Annotated in this window: 17 protein-coding genes; 11 read left to right on the forward strand and 6 right to left on the reverse strand. The window is 67.6% G+C overall.

Going from position 1 to position 20656, the window contains the following annotated elements; genetic code table 11:
- Window positions 1-304 precede the first annotated feature (304 nt).
- Entirely contained in the window at window positions 305-1360 is a 1056-nt protein-coding gene (locus FHR38_RS04350) for an MFS transporter (RefSeq protein WP_184532992.1), read from the reverse strand.
- 52 nt (window positions 1361-1412) lie between these two features.
- Window positions 1413-1670, reverse strand: coding sequence for a hypothetical protein (locus FHR38_RS04355; protein ID WP_184532994.1), 258 nt, complete (start codon window positions 1668-1670; stop codon window positions 1413-1415).
- A gap of 298 nt (window positions 1671-1968) precedes the next feature.
- On the opposite strand from FHR38_RS04355, the gene FHR38_RS04360 reads away from it, so the two are divergent.
- The 4 genes from FHR38_RS04360 to FHR38_RS04375 all read left to right on the forward strand — a co-directional run bounded on the left by FHR38_RS04360 (window position 1969) and on the right by FHR38_RS04375 (window position 6224).
- Window positions 1969-2919: a UbiA prenyltransferase family protein gene (locus tag FHR38_RS04360; RefSeq protein WP_312881822.1), complete on the forward strand. Its 951-nt coding sequence runs from the start codon at window positions 1969-1971 to the stop codon at window positions 2917-2919.
- 90 nt (window positions 2920-3009) lie between these two features.
- Complete coding sequence (locus FHR38_RS04365; protein ID WP_184532996.1) at window positions 3010-4134, forward strand: glycosyltransferase family 4 protein; 1125 nt, start codon at window positions 3010-3012, stop codon at window positions 4132-4134.
- A 15-nt stretch (window positions 4135-4149) separates the two neighbouring features.
- The gene (locus tag FHR38_RS04370; RefSeq protein ID WP_184532997.1) at window positions 4150-5163 is read left to right on the forward strand and encodes a glycosyltransferase family 2 protein; all 1014 of its coding nucleotides are present in this window, start codon (window positions 4150-4152) and stop codon (window positions 5161-5163) included.
- Window positions 5160-6224 carry an NAD-dependent epimerase/dehydratase family protein gene (locus FHR38_RS04375; RefSeq protein WP_184532998.1) on the forward strand — a complete coding sequence of 355 codons (1065 nt, stop codon included), beginning with the start codon at window positions 5160-5162 and terminating at the stop codon, window positions 6222-6224. Before FHR38_RS04370 ends, FHR38_RS04375 begins: the two co-directional genes overlap by 4 nt.
- A 49-nt stretch (window positions 6225-6273) precedes the next feature.
- On the opposite strand, the gene FHR38_RS04380 is transcribed toward FHR38_RS04375, so the two are convergent.
- Entirely contained in the window at window positions 6274-7269 is a 996-nt protein-coding gene (locus FHR38_RS04380; protein WP_246446299.1) for an SDR family NAD(P)-dependent oxidoreductase, read from the reverse strand.
- Between the two features lie 90 nt (window positions 7270-7359).
- Here FHR38_RS04380 and FHR38_RS04385 point away from each other — a divergent pair, with 90 nt between their 5' ends.
- The 7 genes from FHR38_RS04385 (at window position 7360) to FHR38_RS04415 (ending at window position 16355) form a co-directional block, all read left to right on the forward strand.
- A complete protein-coding gene (locus FHR38_RS04385) occupies window positions 7360-8538 on the forward strand; it encodes an exonuclease/endonuclease/phosphatase family protein (RefSeq protein WP_184532999.1) in 1179 nt (392 codons plus the stop codon).
- Between the two features lie 178 nt (window positions 8539-8716).
- Window positions 8717-10810: a thiamine pyrophosphate-binding protein gene (locus FHR38_RS04390; protein WP_184533000.1), complete on the forward strand. Its 2094-nt coding sequence runs from the start codon at window positions 8717-8719 to the stop codon at window positions 10808-10810.
- A 79-nt stretch (window positions 10811-10889) separates the two neighbouring features.
- Window positions 10890-12101, forward strand: coding sequence for a glycosyltransferase family 2 protein (locus FHR38_RS04395; RefSeq protein WP_184533001.1), 1212 nt, complete (start codon window positions 10890-10892; stop codon window positions 12099-12101).
- A 142-nt stretch (window positions 12102-12243) separates the two neighbouring features.
- Window positions 12244-13143 (forward strand): gluconeogenesis factor YvcK family protein, encoded by a 900-nt coding sequence (locus FHR38_RS04400; RefSeq protein ID WP_184533002.1) that lies wholly within the window; start codon window positions 12244-12246, stop codon window positions 13141-13143.
- 36 nt (window positions 13144-13179) lie between these two features.
- Window positions 13180-13974 (forward strand): glycosyltransferase family protein, encoded by a 795-nt coding sequence (locus FHR38_RS04405; protein ID WP_184533004.1) that lies wholly within the window; start codon window positions 13180-13182, stop codon window positions 13972-13974.
- Between the two features lie 18 nt (window positions 13975-13992).
- Window positions 13993-15009 (forward strand): GDP-mannose 4,6-dehydratase, encoded by a 1017-nt coding sequence (locus FHR38_RS04410; RefSeq protein WP_246446937.1) that lies wholly within the window; start codon window positions 13993-13995, stop codon window positions 15007-15009.
- 5 nt (window positions 15010-15014) lie between these two features.
- On the forward strand, window positions 15015-16355 hold the full coding sequence (locus FHR38_RS04415) for a UDP-glucose dehydrogenase family protein (protein WP_221448905.1): 1341 nt from the start codon (window positions 15015-15017) through the stop codon (window positions 16353-16355).
- A gap of 26 nt (window positions 16356-16381) precedes the next feature.
- Here FHR38_RS04415 and FHR38_RS04420 read toward each other — a convergent pair whose 3' ends face one another.
- The 3 genes from FHR38_RS04420 to FHR38_RS04430 form a co-directional block, all read right to left on the reverse strand.
- Window positions 16382-17284: an IS982 family transposase gene (locus FHR38_RS04420; protein ID WP_184533005.1), complete on the reverse strand. Its 903-nt coding sequence runs from the start codon at window positions 17282-17284 to the stop codon at window positions 16382-16384.
- A gap of 160 nt (window positions 17285-17444) precedes the next feature.
- Entirely contained in the window at window positions 17445-19301 is a 1857-nt protein-coding gene (locus FHR38_RS04425; protein WP_184539218.1) for an ABC transporter ATP-binding protein, read from the reverse strand.
- A 661-nt stretch (window positions 19302-19962) separates the two neighbouring features.
- On the reverse strand, window positions 19963-20484 hold the full coding sequence (locus FHR38_RS04430; protein ID WP_184533006.1) for a hypothetical protein: 522 nt from the start codon (window positions 20482-20484) through the stop codon (window positions 19963-19965).
- Window positions 20485-20656 lie beyond the last annotated feature (172 nt).

Genomic DNA, 20656 nt, shown 5'->3' on the forward strand with positions numbered 1-20656 from the left:
GTTACCGGTCGGGGTGGCAGGGCGGTACGGGCGACGTCTCGTGAACGGGGCGGGTCGGGACGGCCCCGATACGATCGGCGGGCCAGGACGCGAGGACTCACCTGTGCCGCAGGGCCGGAGGTCACCCGAGGTGTCCACGGGTGGCGAGGTGTCCGGTCTGGCCGTCGGCAGGCCCCTGTTCCGGGGCCGACCGACCCCGGCGCCCGGCATCCGATCCGGGGCCACCCAACCTCGGCTCGATCATCACCGCGGCGAGGGCGGCCAGACTGAGCGCACCGCCGACGAGCGCGGTGCTCCGGACTCCTCAGATGGGCAGCAGCAGGCCGCCGGCCAGTGCGCCGACGGTGATTCCAACATTGATGGAGGTCGAGATTCCGGCGGCGGCGAGGTCGGTCCTGCCGGGCGCCACCTGCAGGATGCGGCTGCCCAACACGGTGGTCAGGGCGGAAAACGCCGTACCGGCCAATGCGACCAAGACGACCGCCGCCACGGGGACGGTTCCGAGCGTGAAGAGCCCGAGCAACGCGACAGCCTGCAGCAGCACCGGGGCCAGCGTCGCCACCCAGGGATCGCGGTCGACCAGTACACCGCCAGCAAACACACCACCGATACCGGCCACGCCACGGGCGAGCAGCAGCGCACCGGTCGCCGCGGCGGCGAAACCGCTGACCGTGACCAGAAAGGACGTGACATAGGTGAACGACGCGAACGCTCCGGTAACGGCAAGGGCGGACAGCACGAGGAGCAGCCGGTACCGGCGAGCATCGGGCGCGCTGCCACGGGCCGATGACGCCTCGTCGGGTGCTTCGGTCGGCACCAGCGCGACGATGGCCAGTGCGGCGACGAGCCCGATCCCGCTCAGGACAAGAAACGGCGTCCGCCATCCGACCTGCTCCCCCAGCCAGGTTCCGGTCGGCACGCCCAGCACTGCGGCCAGCGAGGTGCCGGCCATCACCACGCTGATCACGCGACCGCGGATCCGGGTCGGAAACAGAGCGCTGGCGGTGGGGATGGCCAGCGCCCAGAACAGCGCCTGACTCAGTGCGGTGACCAGCCGGGCGGTCAGAAGGACACCGTATCCGCTTGCGGCCGCAGTGACACCGGTCGACACCACGTATACGGTGACCAGGCCGGCGAGCAGGAAACGGCGGGGAATCCGGCCGGTGAGCCGGGTGAGTGGGATCGTCGCGAGCACGACAACCAGGCCGTACGAGGTGACCAGCAGCCCGACCTGGAACGGTGACACGTCGAGGTCCTCGGAAATCGGCAACAGCAGGCCGATCGGCAGCGTTTCGGTCGTGACAAAGGCGAATGCGCACATCGACAACGCGATCAGTGCGCCAACAGGCCGACCCTTCACAGCGTTTCCCCCGCCATCGGATTGATCGGCAACACACTGCCGCCGCCGACGCTCACCCGGAGAAGCACATCCCGGACAGGCGGAGTCGGGGCCGGCCGGCCGAGTCGTGCGCGGGCCACTCCCGATGGCCGGCGTCGACGCGGAGCCGGCCCTCCCCGACCTGGCCACCGAGGCGCAGAAGGTCGACGCGGAGGTGGGTGGGGTGAGCGGGGCCGCCCGCCACGAGCCGGCTCAGCTCGCTGGCCCGGATGAGGTTCTCCGTCTCAGTCAGTCCAAGCGGTGGGCGCGGGGCCGGACGCTCGCCTGGCATCGCGTTACTCGGCAATCTTCACGCGGTTGGCGGTCATTCCGTTCCCCCATATGTCACCTTGTTCGGTTCCACGTCGCTTGGTGCAACTCGTGGCCAGACCGTAGGCCATCAGCAATCTACATGCGCCGCTGCCACAGGCGGTGCGTTTTCGATTGTCGCCTCGACGGAGAAAGCCAGATCCGGACAAGACATCGTCAAGGTGGGTGCCGCGGTCAGGCGGCTAATGTCCGTCCCGTGCGCCTCGTAACGGGTCGCATGGCAGCCCGGACGGAGGGTGACCGTGATACCGGAGCCGACAGTGGTCGACAAACCTGAAAAGACGTTCGGGCCGATAGCGACCGTCGAGGAGCGGTCGGTAAGAGCCATCCGGAACGTCGGCCGGGGCCTGATCTCCCTGCTGCGCCCTGGGCAGTGGCCGAAGAATGTCCTGGCGGTCTCGTTGCCGCTCCTCGACCTCGAGATCTGGAGCCTGGCCGCCCTCTGGCGCGTGGCCTGGGCGGTGGCCGCGTTCACCGTCGCATCATCCATCGTGTACGTGGTCAACGACCTCGCCGACCGCAACCGGGACCGGACCCACCCCACCAAGCGGTACCGCGCGATCGCCTCAGGCCTCGTCTCGATCCCTGAGGTGCTGTTGTTGCTGACGGTCCAGTTCGGGCTGCTGGTCGGACTACTCAGTCTCCAGCCGCTGTCGTCCTCGTGGCCGATCGGTGCCTACCTGGTGTTGACCACGTGTTACTCGGCCGCGCTCAAGCACGTGCCGCTGGTCGACGTGTTCGTGGTCGCCTTCGGCTTCGGACTGCGCATGATGCAGGGCTATGTCGCGGTCGACACCGAGGTGTCCGGCTGGCTGCTGACCAGCGTGTTCCTGCTGTGCCTGCTGCTCATCCTGGGCAAGCGGCGCCAGGAACTGGTCACCACCGACGGTGCGCACCGGCCGGCGCTGCGCGGCTACACGATCCCGCTCACTGATCAGCTCATGCTGCTCAACGCCGTCCTCTCCGTCGGCTCGTACCTGCTCTACCTGCGGACCGAGGCACCGCTGGGCAACTACGCGCTCGCGACCGCGGTGCTTACCGCACCGCTGGCGATGTTCGGGATGTTCCGCTACCTACAAATGGTCCTGGTCCACGATGGCGGGGAAAATCCGGTCCGCATGCTCCTGCGGGACCCGGCGCTCGTCATCAATGCGCTGTTGCTGGTCGCGGTGTCCGGCGGATTCATGCTCGCCGCCCATCTGGCGGCGTAGTACCGACGCCTGACGTCATCGACACACAGCCCCTGCCTCACGAACGGAACCCGGAGAAGTCATTGCCGTCGAGAGATTGCGACTAGGCCGATGGACAGCAAATACGATCTCACCGTCGCGCTCACCTACTACGAGCCGTACATCAGTGGGTTGACCCACACTGCCCGCAGCATCGCCGAGGGCATGGTGGAGCGGGGTTGGCGGGTGGCGGTGGTCGCAGCCCAGCACGAGCCCGATCTGCCCACCCGGGAGACCATCGCGGGGGTCGACGTCTACCGGTCCCCGGTGCTGATGCGGGTCAACCGTGGCTTCGTCGCACCGCGCTATCCGGCGCTCGCCGTCCGGCTGGCGCGCAACTCCTCGGTCATGCTCCTCAACCTGCCGATGGCGGAGGCGGCCCTGGTCTCGGCGGCGTGCGGCCGTACGCCGGTGGTGAGCATGGTGCACATCGACCTGTACCTGCCGCCGAGCCGGCTCAGCCGGACACTCATGCGTCTGTCGGACTTCACCTCGCGGGTAGCGATCCGGCGCTCCGCCGCCGTGGTGGCCTACAGCCAGGACCAGGCACTCGCCTCGCAGCTCTGGCCAGACATGCAGAGACGCCGCTTCACGCCAATCGCCGCGCCGTGCCTCGATCGGCGCGACGGCCAGCCCCGCTACCGGGAGACCAGAGCCCTGCACGTCGGTTTCCTGGGCCGGGTCGTGGAGGAGAAGGGCATCCAGTATCTGGTCCGGGCCTTCCAGCGGATCACGGACCCGGATGCCCGATTGCTGATCGCGGGTAACTACCACGCGGTCGCCGGCGGAAGCAACCTCGCCGACATCCAGGCCGAGATCGCCGGCGACAGCCGGATCCGGGTTCTCGGGGAGCTGCGCGGCAAGGAGGTGGACGACTTCTACGCGTCCATCGACGTCTTCGCGCTGCCCTCGGTGGCCGAATCGTTCGGCATCGTGCAGGCGGAGGCGATGATGTGCGGCATTCCGTCGGTCACCACCGACCTTCCCGGGGGCCGCTACCCGGTGACCGCCACGGGATTCGGGCGGGTGATACCGCCGCGCGATCCGGTGGCGCTGGAAAAGGCCATCCTGGAGCTGGCGGACACCACCCAGAAGTGGCGAGACATCAAGGCGAAAGAGGCACGCGAGCAGTTTTCGCTGGCGGCATGTCTGGATGCATACGAGGCGTTGTTCATCTCGTTGCGCGAGCGGCGGTGACCTATGGGAGAACACATGAATGAGCAGCCACTGGTCTCAGTGATCATTCCGAACTACAACTACGCTCGGACGCTCTCCGCATGCATCGAGGCGGTGCAGCAGCAGACCTACCCCTCGATCGAGATTCTCGTAGCGGACGACCACAGCACCGACGACTCGGTATCTATCGCCCGCCGACACGGGGTCACCGTGTTGGAGACCCCGACGAACAGCGGTGTCTCCATCGCCCGCAACCTCGGCGCCGAGCACGCCAACGGCCAGATCCTGTTCTTCCTCGACTCCGACGTCGCCTTGGACCCCGACGCCGTCGCCAACGCGGTGGCGGCGCTGAACGCCGATCCCAGGCTCGGGGCCATCTGCGGCATGTACCGGGCCGAGCCGCTGTTCCCGGCCGGGCTGATCAAGCAGTACCGGGCGATCCAACAATACGTCTGGTTCGGCGAGGTCGAGGGCCGCATCCCGGGCCTGCACTCCGCGTTGTGCGCGATGCGGGTGGAGGTATTCCGCGAAATCGGCCCGTTCAACCACCGGCTGCGTTGGACCGAGGAGCAGGAGTACGGCTTCCGGCTCAACACCCGGTACGAGGTCCGGGCCACCCGAGAGATCCGGGGCCGGCACGACCACGACGCCACCGTCGGCGTCCTGCTGCGCAAGGTCTTCCAGCGGACCCGGCTCGGTGCGCCCAACTGGATGCGGCTGAATCGGCTGCCCGGCGGAGCCGCCACCGGACTGCGCGCGATCGGTAGCGGGTTCGTCTTCGCCGCCGTGCTGAGCCTGCTGCTGGTGCCGTGGCTTGGCCCGTGGGCCCTGCTCGGCACGGCGGCGCTGCTCGGAATCGGCATCGTGTTGGACGCCCGGACCTACCTCTACGCGTACCGTCATCACGGAGTTTTATTCGGACTTCAGTTCACCGTGTTGCACCTGATGGTGATGTTCACCTCGGCGCTGGCCGCCGGCCTCGGTATCGTGCAGGGGCTGCTCTTCCCCAGCTGGGTTCGTCGGCTCTACGGGACGGAGATGACGGCGTGACACGGCGCGTCCTGGTGACCGGTGGGGTGGGCGTGCTGGGCAAGGCGCTGGCCACCACCCTCGCCGAGCGGGGCGATCAGGTGTCCACGGTCGACATCCGGTCCTGGCCGGTCGCTCCGCCCGGGGTACGGCATACGGTCGGTGACATCCGCGATCGCGACCAGATGCGTTCTCTGACCGACGGCGTCGATGTAGTTGTCCACTGTGCGTCCGGGCTGCCGAGTTACCCGGCGTCCACGATCCGCGAGGTGATCGTCGACGGCACCCGGTCCGTGCTCGACGTGGCGAAGAGTGCCAAGGTGCCCCGGGTCGTCTACATCTCGACGACCTCGGTCTACGGTCTGCCCACGGTGGTGCCAACTCCCGAGACGTACCCCCGTCATCCGGTGGATCCATACGGCGTCTGCAAGGTCGAGGCGGAACAGATGTGCGAACGGCTGCGCGAGGAGGGAATAAGCATCCCCATCCTGCGGCCGAAGACCTTCCTCGGCCCGGGCCGGATGGGACTCTTCGCGATGCTGTTCGAATGGGCCGACGAGGGGCGCGGCTTTCCCCTACTCGGTGGCGGCCGGGCACTGACCCAGATGTGCGCCACGGAGGACGTGGTGGCTGCCGTCCTGGCCGTGGTCGAGGCGCCCGACGACGTCGCCAACGACACGTACAACATCGCGGCCGCCGACTTCGGCCCGCTGCGGGACGATTTCCAGGCCGTGCTCGACGCGGCAGGTCATGGCAAGCGGGTGGTGCCGATCCCGGCCCGGTCGGCCGCCGCCGTCCTCAACGTGCTGTCCACGCTGCGACTGTCGCCAATCTACCGCCGGCTCGCCTACAAACTCATCGCCGACTCGTACGTCAGCATCGAGCACGCCCGCAACCGGCTGGGGTTCCAGCCACGCTACTCCAACCGGGAGGCGATCCTCGCGGCCTACCACTGGTGGCGCGCGCACCGGGACACCTCTGCCGGCCAGCTCGCGCACCGGTCCGCCGATCGACCGACCGGACGGACCAGCGACGACCCTTGGCGTCAGGGGGCACTCGCCCTGGCCAAGGCCTTCTTCTGAACGCCTACACTCCGGCCCCTGATCAGTGGTCCGGACCGAACGCGTCTGATCAGTGGTCCGGACCGAACGCGTCGATTCCGGTGAGCTCCGCCGAGAGCGTCCAGAGGCGTTCAGCCTCCTCGTCGGAGCTCACCGAAGCCTCAGCGATGTCACAGTCCACACAGTAGACGCCACCCATGCCGGCCAGCGCGGGTGAGGTTGCGGCCCACACCTGGGTCGCCGCCCCTTGTGCGGGTGCCTTGAAGATCGGCATCGCGGCGTTGCCGTCCTCGTCGATCCAGCCGGCCGCGATCATCTCCTCCTTCGGAAGATGGCGCTGGAGCGGAGTGAGGATGTATCCGGGGTTCACCGAGAAGGCGCGCACCCCCACGTCCCGCCCGAGTACGTCGAGTCGCGCGGCGAAGAGCGCGTTTGCCTTCTTCGACTGGATGTACGCCGGCCACTTGGAATAGCCCTGCTTGAAGTGCACGTCGTCCCACTGGATCTGCGCGGACTCGTCGAGGCCTGTCGACAGGACGACGACGCGCGCCCCACCGTTGCCGGCGATCGCCGGCCAGAGTCGGTTGACCAGCGCGTAGTGGCCGAGGTGGTTGGTTGCGAACTGCGCCTCCCAGCCCGGACCGACGCGGGTCTCGGGGCAGGCCATGATCCCGGCATTGTTGATCATAATGTCGACTGGCCGGTCCGATGCGAGGAACCGCTTCGCGAACCCGGTGACGCTCTCCAGATCGGCCAGGTCGAGCTCGTCGATCTCGATGCCGTTGATGCCGCCAACCGCCTGCTGAGCCGCCGCCGGTCGCCGAGCTGGCACGACGACGCGTGCCCCAGCGCGGGCGAGTGCGCGAGTCGTCTCCAGCCCGAGGCCCGAATAGCCACCCGTGACGATAGCGAGCTTTCCCGTCAGATCGATCCCGTTCAGAACGTCGTCCGCGGTGTTCCCGGCATCGAAGCCTGACCCGATCTTACGCTGAGGCGTTTTCATACCGAAAAGTATAAAGCTCTGACTGCGGTCGACCGAGCCTCTCGCGCCTCCGCCAAGATTCAAACAAGGTGCTGCGCCGTAGCCTTCCTGTCAATGGCAAGGCCCTGACGTGGGGGTGTCGTAATGGCAGCAGGCGTGCGCAGAGTCGGTGTCATGACCGAACCGGAGTACCCGCCCAGCCCTTCCGACGGAGCCGTAGGTCTTCCGGCCCGAGACCGGCATCGGCGGCAGTGGTGGTCCCGCCTGGCGGCGCTTCTCTGCACGTTCTGGCTGGTGTTCGTCGTCCTGCATCTCGCGCTCAGCGGGCGGTTCTACTGGTGGGGTCCGTTCGACCTGCTGCCGCCGTTCGTGTTCGCGGCGGTCCCGCTGGTGCTGCTGCCGGTGGCCCAACTCGCCCGACGGGTGCGCTGGCGGCTCTCCCTGCTGCCGGTGGCCGCCCTGGTGCTGGGCCTGGGGCTGAGCGGGATCAACTTCGGCACCGTCTTCTACGCCCCGTCGCCAGCGCCGCCCGGTGCGGTCAAGCTGGTCACCTGGAACACCGAGTACTGGGACCAGGACGTCAGGGAGAGTGGCCGCGACACCGCCGACTTCTACCGATTCCTCCACGGGCTGGACGCGGACATCTACCTGCTCCACGAGTATGCCCACGCCGACTTCACCCTGCCGGACGTCTTCGCGCAGGCGTTGGTCATCGACCAGATGACGGAGCTACGCCAGAACTTCCCCGGCTACGAGATCGTGCTCGAAGGCAGGAACGTCACGCTGTCCAAACTCCCGGTCGTCGGGCACCAACCGCTCTACTCGACTCCCTGGCTGCCGGACGACCTGAAGCCACTCCCGCCCGCGTTCGACGGGCATCCCCTGTTCTACACCTCTCAGGTGCTGCGCACCGACATCCGCGTAGGGCACCGGGTCGTCTCCTTCTACAACGCGCATCTGTTCCAACCACCACGCCGGATGCTGATGATGAAGGGCGAGCCGGGGCAGAGCGTCTTCCAGGTCGATCGCTTCAACTTCTCCATGCGCCGCGCGAGCGTCGAGTCGATCCGGGCGGACGTCAAGGACAACCCGAACCCGATCGTGCTCGCCGGCGACCTGAACACCTCGTCGTCGATGGGGATGCTCCAGATGCTGCCCGACCGGCTGGTCGACCACAGTCGGGCGCTTTCGTCGCTCTATCCCACCACGTGGGAAGTGGGAAAACGCAGTTACTGGCGGATCGACTGGCTACGCACCACGTCGGACGTCAATGTCCATCGCTACGAGTTCCTCGACCCCGAAGGCCTTTCCGATCATCGCGTCCAGCGGGCGCTACTGACGATGAAGGACTGACGGGACACAACGACCACCCATGCGTGACGGCAATACGGACATACGAGCGGAAGGACGCACCGCCCCCGAGTTCCAGTCGAGGTCGTGCGAAATCCCTGACGCCGTCGACACACGAAGACGTCCCATGCTTCCGCAGCCTGACGGCCAGTCAACACCCCGATCGGAAAAGGCGTAGCCCATGAAGACGCAGTCACTTTCGTTCGTGGCCGACACACTCGCCACGTCCGGCCCCGTCGACGCCAGAAGCGTCCTGCGCTGCTTCCAGCACCCTGACGGAAGCCCGGACACCCTCCGCTGTGCGCTACTGCTCGCCGGTGGGCGGACACACAGCGAGCACCTTCTCGGCGAGGCGCTGCTGGGGCGGGTCGACCACGAGGAGGCCGCCGGCGCCGTTGCCAGGAACGTGGTGAGTCAGATCCTCGGCTGGCGAACGCGGTTGACCGGAGCTGAGGTCGTGGCCGGCCTGCTCGCCGCGGCCGGCGTGGCCAGGATCTTCATCTACGCCGGCACCTCGGAACTTGCCCTCGGCGACGCCATCGACCGGGTCGACGGGCTTCAGCTCAGCAACGGCCGAGGTGACAAGGAGTCCGCATTCATGGCGGCCGGTGCCTCGCTGCTGGAGCCAAACCGGGGCGTGGCCGTGCTGCACGGAGCCCGTGGCCTGACCAACGCCATGGGCGCCGTGGCCGACGCTCGGCGCAGCGAGGTCGGCACCCTCTACATCGTCGGGCTGCCCTCCACCGGCTCGGCCCGCTTCCTTCCCCCGCACGGCGAATCGGGCCTGCTGGCCGGGTTGAGCGGTCTGGTCGACTGGCACTGGCAGGCCGGACCGGTCCCCGCCGATCCGGAGGGGTGCGGTCGGGAGGCACGGCACTTCGTCCACCAGTTCCGCCAGGCCCTCGCCTTCTCCGCCCGGGCACCGTACCGACCGGCGGTGTTCGGCATCCCGCAGGACGCCGCGGAGCAGCGATGGCTGCCCCTCGACGCACTGGTGTCCCCGGCCACGGCCGAGCCGCCGCCCACCGTCGATCGGTCCGACCTCAAGGATGCCGTCGAGGAGATGATGAGGGCCGACCTCAAGGATGCCGTCGAGGAGATGATGAGGGCCGAACGTCCGCTGTTCATCGTCGACGACTACGCCCTGCGCCACACCGGGATCCGACCCGCGCTCGACCAGATCAGCACGGACCTTGGAGCCCCCGTGCTCCAGGTACGGTACCGCCGCGGCCCGATGCTCTTCGAACGGCTCAGGCAGGACGAGGTGCGCAACTTCGTCGGCTGGCTCGATCCGTTCCACCCGGCCCACCGGGACCTGCTCGACCAGTGCGATCTGGTGGTGACGGTGGAGGACCGCAACATCTACGAGCGGGTCGTGGGCGCACTGCCCGAGTGCCGCAAGATCGCCGTCAACACCGACCCCGGCAAGGTGCTGAAGAACGAGTACCTGCAAGAAAAGGACCTGCTTGTGGTCGGCGACCCGGCCCGGGTGTTACGCGATGCGACAGAACTGTTCCAGGAGCGACGTGCCGCCACCCGCGCTCCGTGGTTCGGTCCGGATGCCCGAACTCCAGCTCCGGCCACCGTGGAGCCGGTATCGGCGAGTGTTCAACATGGACGACGGGCGGTGGTGCGGGCCCTGGCCGATGTCCTCGCCGGGTGGGAGCGGCCGGCGCTCGTCGACGACAGTCAGATGTTCGGCGGGCTGATCGCGGAGCACTACGACGATCTGCCGAGCGGGTTGCGGGTCTTCGGCGGGCACGGCGCCTTCGTCGGCAGCGGGCTGTCGTACGCGACAGGGCTGGCCATCGCCACCGACGGGGTCCGGGTGATGTGCACCCTCGGCGACCAGGCCTTCACGAACTCCTTCCAGGGTCTCGTCGCGGCGGTACAGGAACGAGCCCGGATCTTGTACATCGTATGTAACAACGGTGAGTCCGTGTCGCTGAAGAAGCAGGGAGTCGCGTCGTACGGTGATCTTTCGCGGACGTACCTGTCGAACGTGCAGGGCCTGCGCTACCACGCGGTCGCCCAGGCGATCGGCGTCCACACCGAAGAGGTCGCCGTTCCGATCGGTGGCCCAGCCGAGGAGGTCGACGCCGGCCTCCGGCGGCTCTCCGAGGCGCTGGGCAAGGCGGCGGCTGTTGACGGCCCCAGCCTGGTCGAGCTGGTGCTGCCGTCGGCACCCGAGGTGTGGGCGGGTATCTGGCTCACCCAGGGCTTCGAGCAAGCGCGGGCAGGCAACCGGGACCCGGACCCGGCACGGGCCCGATGACCACCGTCCGGCCGGTCGTCGGCACCTGGCGGCGATCACGCCTCTCCTCGCACCACGTTCCGTCCAGAAAGGAAACACCATGCTCGGTGTACGACCCTCGGATCCCGAGGTCCTAGCGACCGCCGTCGCCGACATCCTGGTTGTCGCGGCGGACCCGGAATGCGCCCGGTCCTGCCTGTTCCTCTGGGAAAAGGCCCGCCCATGGGTGGAAGCAGCCGTCGACAGGGTCAAGGCGAACAAGGACGAGGAGGTCCGGTCGCTCGGTGAGCGACTGCTGGACGCTCCGGCCGACCCGGCGCGCTACCACGCGTTCAAGCAGGCGCTCCTGGCCAGGAGCGAAGACCCCACGATGACGGAGGTCTTCGAGGCGGCCTGGGAGGCGGAGTGCGTCAACCGACTGGGTCACCACCTCGGCTCGCGCTACGTCGACGACGGCGCGCCGCAGGTAACCGCCGATGACCTGCGTAGTTTGTCACCGGTGGCCCCGCCGGCGAGCGGTCCGGAGGCGGACGTTCTCATCGTCATCCCGTTCCAGGATCGCGACACCGGCGAAGTTCGCCTGCGGAACCTGCTGGCCTGTCTGCTCACGCTGCGCGATCAGTCCTACCCTCGGGACCGCTACCGGGTCGTGGTGGTCGAGTCGGACGACGTGCCCCGATACCGGGACCTCATCGAGCCCCTCGTAGACGAGTACGTCTTCGCCCCGAAGTCGGGGATCTTCAACAAGTCCTGGGCGGTCAACGTGGGCGTGATGAACGCCGCGGGCCCGACCAAGGTGGTCTGCATCCTCGACGGCGACGTGCTGGCCGACCGCGAGTTCATCGCGCGCAACGCGGCCCGCTTCCAGAACCCGGGCACCGGGGGTCATCTGACCTACCGGAACATGTTCTGCCTCAGCGATGTCGCCACATCGATCGCGATCCGCCAGCGGCTGGTGCACGGCGCCGGGCAGGCCGACCCCGAGACGTTGCGTGGCTTCATGCTACGCCGCCCACCGGGCTGCTGCGTCTGGGCGCGGATCAGCACGTTCCGCCGGATCGGTGGGATGGACGAGCGCTATGAAGGGTGGGGCGGCGAGGACAACGACTTCGCCTACCGGATGGACATCAACAGCAGCTTCGACACCTATCAGGACTGGCTTCTGCACATGGCCCATCCGGCGGCGTCCGTCCTGACCGAGGACGGCGAGTTGCCCAACTCCGCCATTCCCGGGCTGAGCTGGCGTCCGACGGAGCCCATCGGACGCATCGACCGGTTCGTGGCCGCCGACCTCTCGGGCACGCCCAACTGATCGGTGCCGGCCACGGCTGATCGGTGCCGACCGCAGCTGTCGCAGGCCGACCGACCGTTCCGCGAGTGCCGACCGTTCCGCCGACCGTTCCGCGAGTGCCGACCGTTCCCGAGTGCCGAGCGTTCACCGAGGAGGTGTAGGAGTGACCAATCCTGGAGTTGCGAACGAACGACCGCGAGTCGTCGTCATCGGCGGTGGCCGCGGACTCACCGCGGCGGTGCGGGCGGCACGGATGTACGCGGGTCACGTCACCATGGTGGTGTCTACCGCCGACGACAGCGGATCGAGCGGGCGGCTGCGCGGTTCGATGGGGATCGCGGCCCCCGGCGACCTGCGGCGATGCCTGGTCGCGATGGCCGGGCGTGAGGACGATCCGGTCGGCCGAGCGTTCGAGTACCGCTTTGACGGTACCGACATCGACGGGCACGCGCTGGGCAACCTGCTGCTCGCCGGCCTGACCGCGGTCTGTGGCGACTTCCTCGGGGCCATCGAGGAGACCAGCCGGCTGCTCGGCATCGATCCGGCCGTCGCCCAGGCGTTGCCGTCCACGGTCGACCTGGTCGACCTGCACGCGACAACCGTCGACGGCACCGAGGTCGTCGGGCAGTACGCCGTATCGAAGACGGCGGGGATCGAGCGGGTGGCACTTTACCCGAAGGACGTCAGGGCACCGGAGAGTGCCGTCGCGGCGATCCTGGGGGCCGACCAGATCGTGCTGGGGCCCGGATCCCTTTACACCTCGGTCCTGGCGGCGGCGCTGGTGAAGGACATCCAGAGCGCCCTGGCCGCGACCACGGCCCGGATGGTCTACGTCTGCAATCTGGAGCCCGAAGACGCGGAAACTCGCGGCTACGACGTGGCCGAGCACGTAGCCGCACTGATCACGCACGGTGTCGAACCCGATGTCGTACTGGTCAACCGCGACTGCGTCCTGCCGATGGGAAACGTCACGATCGACGTCGTCGAGGCCGCTCTGGCGCGGCCCGACAGCGACGTCCACGACAGCGACAAGTTAGCCGCCGCACTGACCGTGCTGACGTAGTCAGCCGACAGCAAACGATGAACGGAGGTATGAGCGTTGGTTATGTTCACGCTGGCCTGCGCATTCCACAACACCGACCGGTTGCTCGAACGGACGCTGCCACTCGCGCTGCGCTCGCTCACCCAACCAACCCGCCACGAGTTCGAGGTCCTGCTGGTCGCCGACCGCTCCCCCGACGAGACGGTCGCCCGGTTGTTGCCGAGGCTGGCCGAGTTCGGCGTGGACGAGTTGCGGTTCCGCAGAACCAACCGGCTGTCCTATCCCGGACTCGGGTCGAACAACTTCCACGCCAACAACTTCACGACCACCAGACCGTATCTGGTCTCGTTCACCGACGACTCTTTCATCTGGAAGACCGACGAATCGTTCGACGTGTTGGACGCGATGGCTGGGATATTCGAACGGCACCCGGCGGTAACCCTCATCAACAAGGTCGACGACCACGATGAGTGGGACTCGCCGCTGATCGACCTCGGCCCCGAGATCGAGAGCGGCGTGCGCTCGGTCAACCGGGTGATCGATCAGCTCATCGCCTACGACACTGGCCGATTCGAGCCGGTCGCACGACAGTTCGGTGCCTGGGACCGGGAGACCTTCAGCGGCGACATGGGCATCCGCTACCACTGGGAACACCTCGCCAGCCACGTCGGGCGGACCGCCGGTCGCAAGATCGCCCGGCCGGAGACGTGGCCGCTCCGGGTTCGGCACTGTGACCTGCGGCTGGATCCGGACAGTATCCACGGCACCCAGGACGAGGATGTGAAGCTGAAGTGCTTTGACAACCTCCTGCGCAGCCAAGGCCTGAACAAACACTCCGGACCGGCAGACTAGTTGAGGAGCAGCCACGTGTTGGACAACAGCATTCGGGACGGGTCGCTGAGCCGCTTTCGGCGAGCTGTCGTCACCGGAGGAGGCGGCTTCGTCGGCTCGTACGTCGCCGAGCAGCTCCTCGACTCCGGCCTGGACGTCATCTGCGTCGACAACTTCTCCACCGGGCACCCCAGCTACATCGAGCACCTGCGGGACCGGCCCGGCTTCACACTGTTGGAGGCCGACGTCACCGAGGAGTTCGAGGCGCCGGAGGGAATCGACCTCGTGCTTCACCTCGCCTCACCCGCGTCGATACCGGAGTTCGCGCGGCTCCCCATCGAGACGATGCTGGTGGGCAGTGCCGGCACCTACCACACGTTGCGCCTGGCGCACCGACACGGGGCGAGGTATGTGCTCGCGTCGACCTCGGAGATCTACGGAGATCCGCAGCAGCACCCCCAGAGCGAACAGTACTGGGGAAATGTCAACCCGATCGGCGCCCGTTCGGTCTACGACGAGGCGAAGCGTTATGCCGAGGCGATGACCGTCGCGTACGGCAGCAAGTTCGGCGTGAGTGTGGGAATCGCCCGCATCTTCAACAGCTACGGTCCTCGCATGCGGCCCGACGGCCGGGTGATCTCAGGCTTCGTCGCGCAGGCCGTCGCGGGCCTGCCGCTGCGGATCCACGGCGACGGCGCGCAGACCCGATCGCCCTGCTTCGTCGAGGACACTGCCCGCGGCATCCTCGCGATCGCGGCGAGCGACTACCAGCGGCCCATCAACATCGGCAACACCGAGGAGGTCACGATCCACGACCTGGCTCTCATGATCCGCAAGGTCGCCGGCAGTTCCTCGCCGATCGAGTACGTCGCGGCGGACGAGGACGACCCCCGACAGCGCTGTCCCGACATCACTCTGGCGAAACAGGAACTGGGCTGGGAGCCGCAGGTTCCGCTCGCCGAGGGGCTTCGGCGCACGGTCGACGACGCGGTGCAGGCACGGCGGTCCACGAACCCGGGCGTTTCCACCGGCGAACAAGAACGCGAGGAGGGATAGTGCACGTGATCTCCGTAGTGGGATGCGGGTATCTGGGCGTCACGCACGCCGCGGGCATGGCGGAACTCGGGCACGACGTGATCGCCGTCGACGTCGACGCCGCCAAGATCTCGGCGCTGGCCAGCGGCCGTGTGCCGTTCTTCGAGCCCGGCCTCGACGAACTGGTCGGCCGGCATCTCGCCTCAGGAAGACTGCGGTTCACCACGTCGTACGAGGAGGCCGCGACCGCCGACGTCCACTTCATCTGCGTCGGCACGCCCCAGCAGAGCAACGGCACCAGCGCCGACCTGAGCCATCTGGACGCCGTGGTCGAGCAGTTGGGCCCGCACCTGGTAAGCGAGTGCCTCGTCGTCGGAAAATCGACGGTTCCGGTGGGTACCGCAGCGCGTCTGGCCGCCAAGCTCCACGCCGTCGCTCCGGCCGGCGAGAACGTGTCGGTCGCCTGGAACCCCGAGTTTCTCAGCGAGGGCAAGGCGATCTCCGACACGCTGCACCCCGAACGGCTCGTCCTCGGCGTCCCGCATGCCCGGGCCGAGCAGATGCTGCGGGAGGTCTACGCCCGGATCATCGACGCGGGAGTTCCCGTGGTCGTGGCGGACCTGCCCACCGCCGAAGTGATCAAATCGGCGGCGAATTCCTTCATGGCCACCAAACTCTCGTTCATCAACGCGATATCCGAGTTCTGCGACGCGAGTGGCGCCGACATCACGGTCGTCACCCAGGCACTCGCGTACGACACGCGAATCGGCGGCAAGTTCTTCACCTCGGGGCTCGGATTCGGTGGCGGCTGCGTTTCCAAGGACATCCGGGCACTCCTGGCCCGAGCGGACGAACTGGGGGTCGGCCACGCGCTGGCCTTCCTCGCCGAGATAGACGCGGTGAACATGCGCTGCCGCGACCGGGTGGTGGAACTCCTTCGCAAGCAGTGCGGTGGATCCTTCACCGGCCGACGTATAGCGGTCCTCGGGGCCGCCTTCAAGCCGGGCACCGACGACATCCGGGACTCCCCCGCGCTGCATGTGGCGAATGTGATCCACCGCGAGGACGGCGAGGTCGCCGTCTACGACCCTCGGGCGATGGACAATGCTCGGCGGGCATTCCCGGAGTTGGGCTACGCGCCCACGCTGTTGGACGCCGTGCGGGGTGCAGACGCCGTCGCCCTGCTCACCGACTGGGACGAGTTCGCGGTAGCCGATCCGTACCTCCTCGGCGAGGAGGTCAAACAGCGCAACGTCGTCGACGCGCGCCACCTGCTCGACACGGCCGGGTGGCAGGCGGCCGGCTGGAACTACGCAGCGCCCGGACGCCCCGCACTCCAGCAGCGAGTGCCCGCGCCGTCGATCTAGATGATTGAGTCCTAAATTCTTGCTGGTCAATGGTCGTATGCGATGAGTGATCTTGGGTTGGGTGCGCCGATGTTGGTGTTGTGCCAGATCACGGCGGCCAGGGCGAGTAGGCGTTGACCGACGCGGGCGAACAGGCCGTCGTGTCGGCGGGCTCCGTGTCGTTCCAGGGAGAGCTGGCCTTTCAGGCTCTGGAAGATCGACTCGATCCATTGGCGGGCGCGGAGCAGGGCTTTCTCGGCCGGGGTGCGTGGGGCGTCGGCTGTGGCGTTGGCGCGTTTCGGGCGGACCAGGTGGATGCTGCGCAGGTCGCAGAACTGGTCGAACTCCGGGCTGGCGAAGCCACGGTCGGCCAGGATGACCTGCCCGTCGGCGATCAGGTGGTGGTCGGCCTCGATGAGGGCGGCCATCACCTCCCGTTCGTCGAGTTTCGGGTTGGCCAGGCACCACAGCACGGGCATGCCCTCGGCTGTGGCCAGTAGATACAGGCGCATGCCCCAGAAGTAGCGGGAGTGTGAGGCGCTGTAGCCGTAGCTGGCATGCCCGGCCAGGTCCGAACGTTTCGTGGTCTCCCGTGAGGTGCCGCACGGTACCGGGGTGGAGTCGATCAACCTGAGGATCGGGGCACTCGAAGGGGTGACCTGGGCCAGGGCCCGGAGCACGGTGGCGATGAGCTGACCGCTGCCGCGGACCCGTTTGCCGTAGCCGGACGCGGTCGGCAGGTACGGGAACATGCCTTGCAGGTGGGTGCCGGCCCAGCGGATCCAGTGCCGTTCACGAGGGAAGTCGAACAGGACCTGGGTGATCATCAGGCAGACCAGTTCGGCGTCGGACAACTGCTGGGGCCGGCCGGGACGGCGGCGACGCGGTACCAGGTGATCGTCTACGAACACGTACAGTGCGGTCAGAAGGGTGTTGATGTCAGCTGTCACGAGCAGACAACGACACCCTTCCCTATTTCAGTACGCCAGCACCTCCCACCAGCAAAGATTTAGGACTCAATCATCTAGTAGCGCGGTCCGCAACTCCGGTGCCGGATGTCAGGCACCGGAGTAGGGGACCTGGTATCGGGTGCCCACCCAGGCAGCAGGGTCACGAGTGCTGGGCAGTCCTCGAGGATGCATCGGACAGGTAGCCGCTGGCCTGGAGGTTGAACAACTCCTGGTAGAGGCCGCCCTGGGCCATCAGCTCGTCATGGTTGCCCTGTTGGACGAGTTGGCCGTCACGCATGACGTAGATCTGGTCGGCGTGGCGGACGTTGGCGAGCCGGTGAGTGATCAGGACGATCAGCCGGTCGGGGTGGCGGCGCAGGTGTTGGAACATGGCGTGTTCGGCACGGGCGTCGAGGGCGGCGGAGGGTTCGTCGCAGACCAGGAGTCGGGCGTCGCGGTAGAGGCTGCGAGCGGCGACGAGACGTTGCCACTGGCCGCCGGAGAGGTCATGGCCGTTCTTGAACTCGCGGTCAAGCAGGGTGTTGTACCCGTACGGGAGGTCGAGGATCATGTCGTGGGCGGCGGCGGCCCGGGCGGCGTCCTCCAGGCTCGGTCCCGGCCCGTGCGCTGGGCGGTCGTGGCGGCCGATGCGGATGTTCTGGCGGACGGTGAAGGGAAACTTCCACCAGTCCTGGGTCATGACGGCGATGTGTGAGCCGAGGCTGTGCGGGTCGAGGTCGGCGGTGTCGACGCCGTCCCAGCGGATGGTGCCTGAGGTGGGCCGGTAGAGGCCAGCGATGAGTTTGGCGAGGGTGGTCTTGCCAGAGCCGTTCTCACCGACCAGCGCGACCACTTGGCCGCGGCGCAGGGTCAGGCTGACCTTGTCGACCGCCGGGGTGTCGGTGTCCGGGTAGCGCAGACTGACCTGGTCGAGTTCGATGGTGTCGAATCCGGCGGCGGGCTCGCCGCCGGCGGGCAGGGTACGCAGCCGGGCCCGGTCGAGGAAGTCCCGGTAGTCCTGGTAGTAGAGGGCGTCCTCGTAGAGCGAATTGGTCGCGAATACCGCCACCCCGAGGCTGGTGTGGGCGGTCTGCAGCGCCAGCAGGGCGGTCGCGGCAGCCGCAAGGGCGACCCAGCCGGTGAGAAGCAGGCCACCGAGGACGGCGTAGACGGCGAAGCTGGCCAGCCCAGCTGCGGAGGCGCCGAGCACGCGGGTCGCGGTCTGTGAGCGGACCAGGTCGAGGTCGGCCCGGGTCTCGGAATTCATCATCCGCCGGTACTCGCCGAGCAGGAACTCGCGCATCTGGTAGGAGCGGACCTCAGCGGCGGTATGCCGATTGGCCATCAGGTTGGCGAGCATCCACATCCGGCGGCGCCGCGTGATCCGGGCCAGCAGATTCAGGTACTGGCGGCGGGCGACCCGCACGGCGGTGATCGCCTCGGGGACGGCCGCGAGCAGCAGGCAGGGCAGCAAGATCGGTTGGATCACCGCGACCGCAGCGGCGGTGGCGAGGACACCGACCACGCCGGTGATGAGGTTGACCGTGTGGTCAACGATCGAGGCGGCTTCGCGCATCCCGCGGTCCCGAGCTCGGTCCATTTCCTCGGCGAACCCGGCGTCGTCAAACGCGGCCAGGTCGACCGCCGTGGTCACCTCGAACATCCGCAGTTCCACCCGGTAGTTGATCTGCGGAACCAGGCGGGCCTGGGCCCAGCCGGCCGCGATCGTCAGGCCCCCCTTCGCCATCACCGCCGCGGCGGCCAGCAGCAGAGCGGGCAGCGCCGCGCGGACCCGGTCCGGGGTGGGACCAGCGGCGAACAGCTCGGTCAGCACTCTGGTGGTGGCAAGCAGCCCGAATGTGGTCATCACCCCGGCGGCGATGTTCAGGCCGATCGACGTGATCGTGTCCCGGCGGCTGGTCGCCCACGCCACCCCGATCGCCTCTCCCACCAGGCGGGGCAGGCGCCGCGCCACCGCCCAGAAGCTGGTCTGCGCGATCTGCCGGGCGTGGTGCATCCAGTCGGGATCCTCCAACTCCGGCAGCACCAGCTCGGCTTCGTTGCTGGTTGTCTCGTCCTGGTTGAGTACCTGTGGGGGGCGGATCACGGTCTCCACACAGTCTCCTCGGGGAATGGCGGCCTCGGCCGGCGGGACAGATGAGTTCGGGCAGCAGGGATCGCCCGGTTGGTGCCGGGAAACAGGTGTTGAACGAAGCGGGTCTCAGCCCTCTGCGGGTGGAAATACGCCCGGAGCGTACGTTGCGCAATCAGATCGAGTCACGCAGTTACCGGCGTGTCGAACAGGCGTTTCAATCGGTGCCCTGCCCTCGGTGCCGGGCCCCCATTCACACCTGGGCAGAGCAGACCTCTGGCCAACCCCCTATGTCTATGTCGTCGACACTCGGGCAGCCAGGCCACCATGTAGCGCGAGCCGCGTCGACGGCAGCTCCGAAGTCGACGTTTGCCCGATCCTGAGCCAACCCATGATCACATCTGCTGATCTGCCGCCGACCGTACGCGCCGAAGTATCGACGGGCACGACAGTTCGCTAACCGTGCACCCGTGCGGGCCGCCCATAGGAGTTGAGCTGGCGGCGTGCGAATACGTGTCAGAGCCGGCCCGGGTGTAATGATCGTAGCGGTGGGGTGACCTGCCCGGATTATCTGTAACGGTGCGCCTCAGCGCACGACGAGGTGATACGTCGCCGTGACGCTGAATCCGTGCCCGTCCGTGCCGTCCAAGCAGACTGTGTGCTCGCCGGATGGCAACTGGTCGACCATGGCCCAGATGCCCCAGACCCACATCGGGACGGCTCGCCGGACGCGGGTGACGGGGTTGAGGAACGCGCCGCGGACGTCGAACAGCTTCGCCGCGTCGATGGTGACAACGGGGTGTTGCTGCCCATCGACGTGGACCGTGCCCCGCGCTTGGGGTAGCGGCGGAATGTACGTGCCGTCCGGACACCACATGTTGAACGCGGGCATGAACAGCGGACGGTCCGAAGGAATGGTGCACCGACGTTCGACGGCCCCGCCGAAGCAGCCCGCGAGAAACCACACGTCCTTCGGCTGACGCACGTGCGCGTAACGGCCGGTCCGGTCCAGCACCGGATTTCTCCACGGTCCGGTGGCCGCAGCCCACTGCACCCAGCGCGCCGCGAGCCCCTCGGGACCGTACAGCTCGTACGGGAAGATCGACACGCCGGAGATGGTAGCCGTCGACGGGCTGAAGCACCGCGCCGCCGTTGGCCGTCAAAGCGACAGCTCAATCGACCGTGGCTGAGCAGATAAAGCCGTTCCGAATCGTTGAGGTGCATCCGGCCGTTGGCCGTGACAGAGCGGCTGGCGTCCAGGTAGATGTCACCACCGACCG

Origin of the sequence: Micromonospora polyrhachis, from assembly GCF_014203835.1 — a bacterium.
In the GTDB taxonomy this organism is placed as follows: domain Bacteria; phylum Actinomycetota; class Actinomycetes; order Mycobacteriales; family Micromonosporaceae; genus Micromonospora_H; species Micromonospora_H polyrhachis.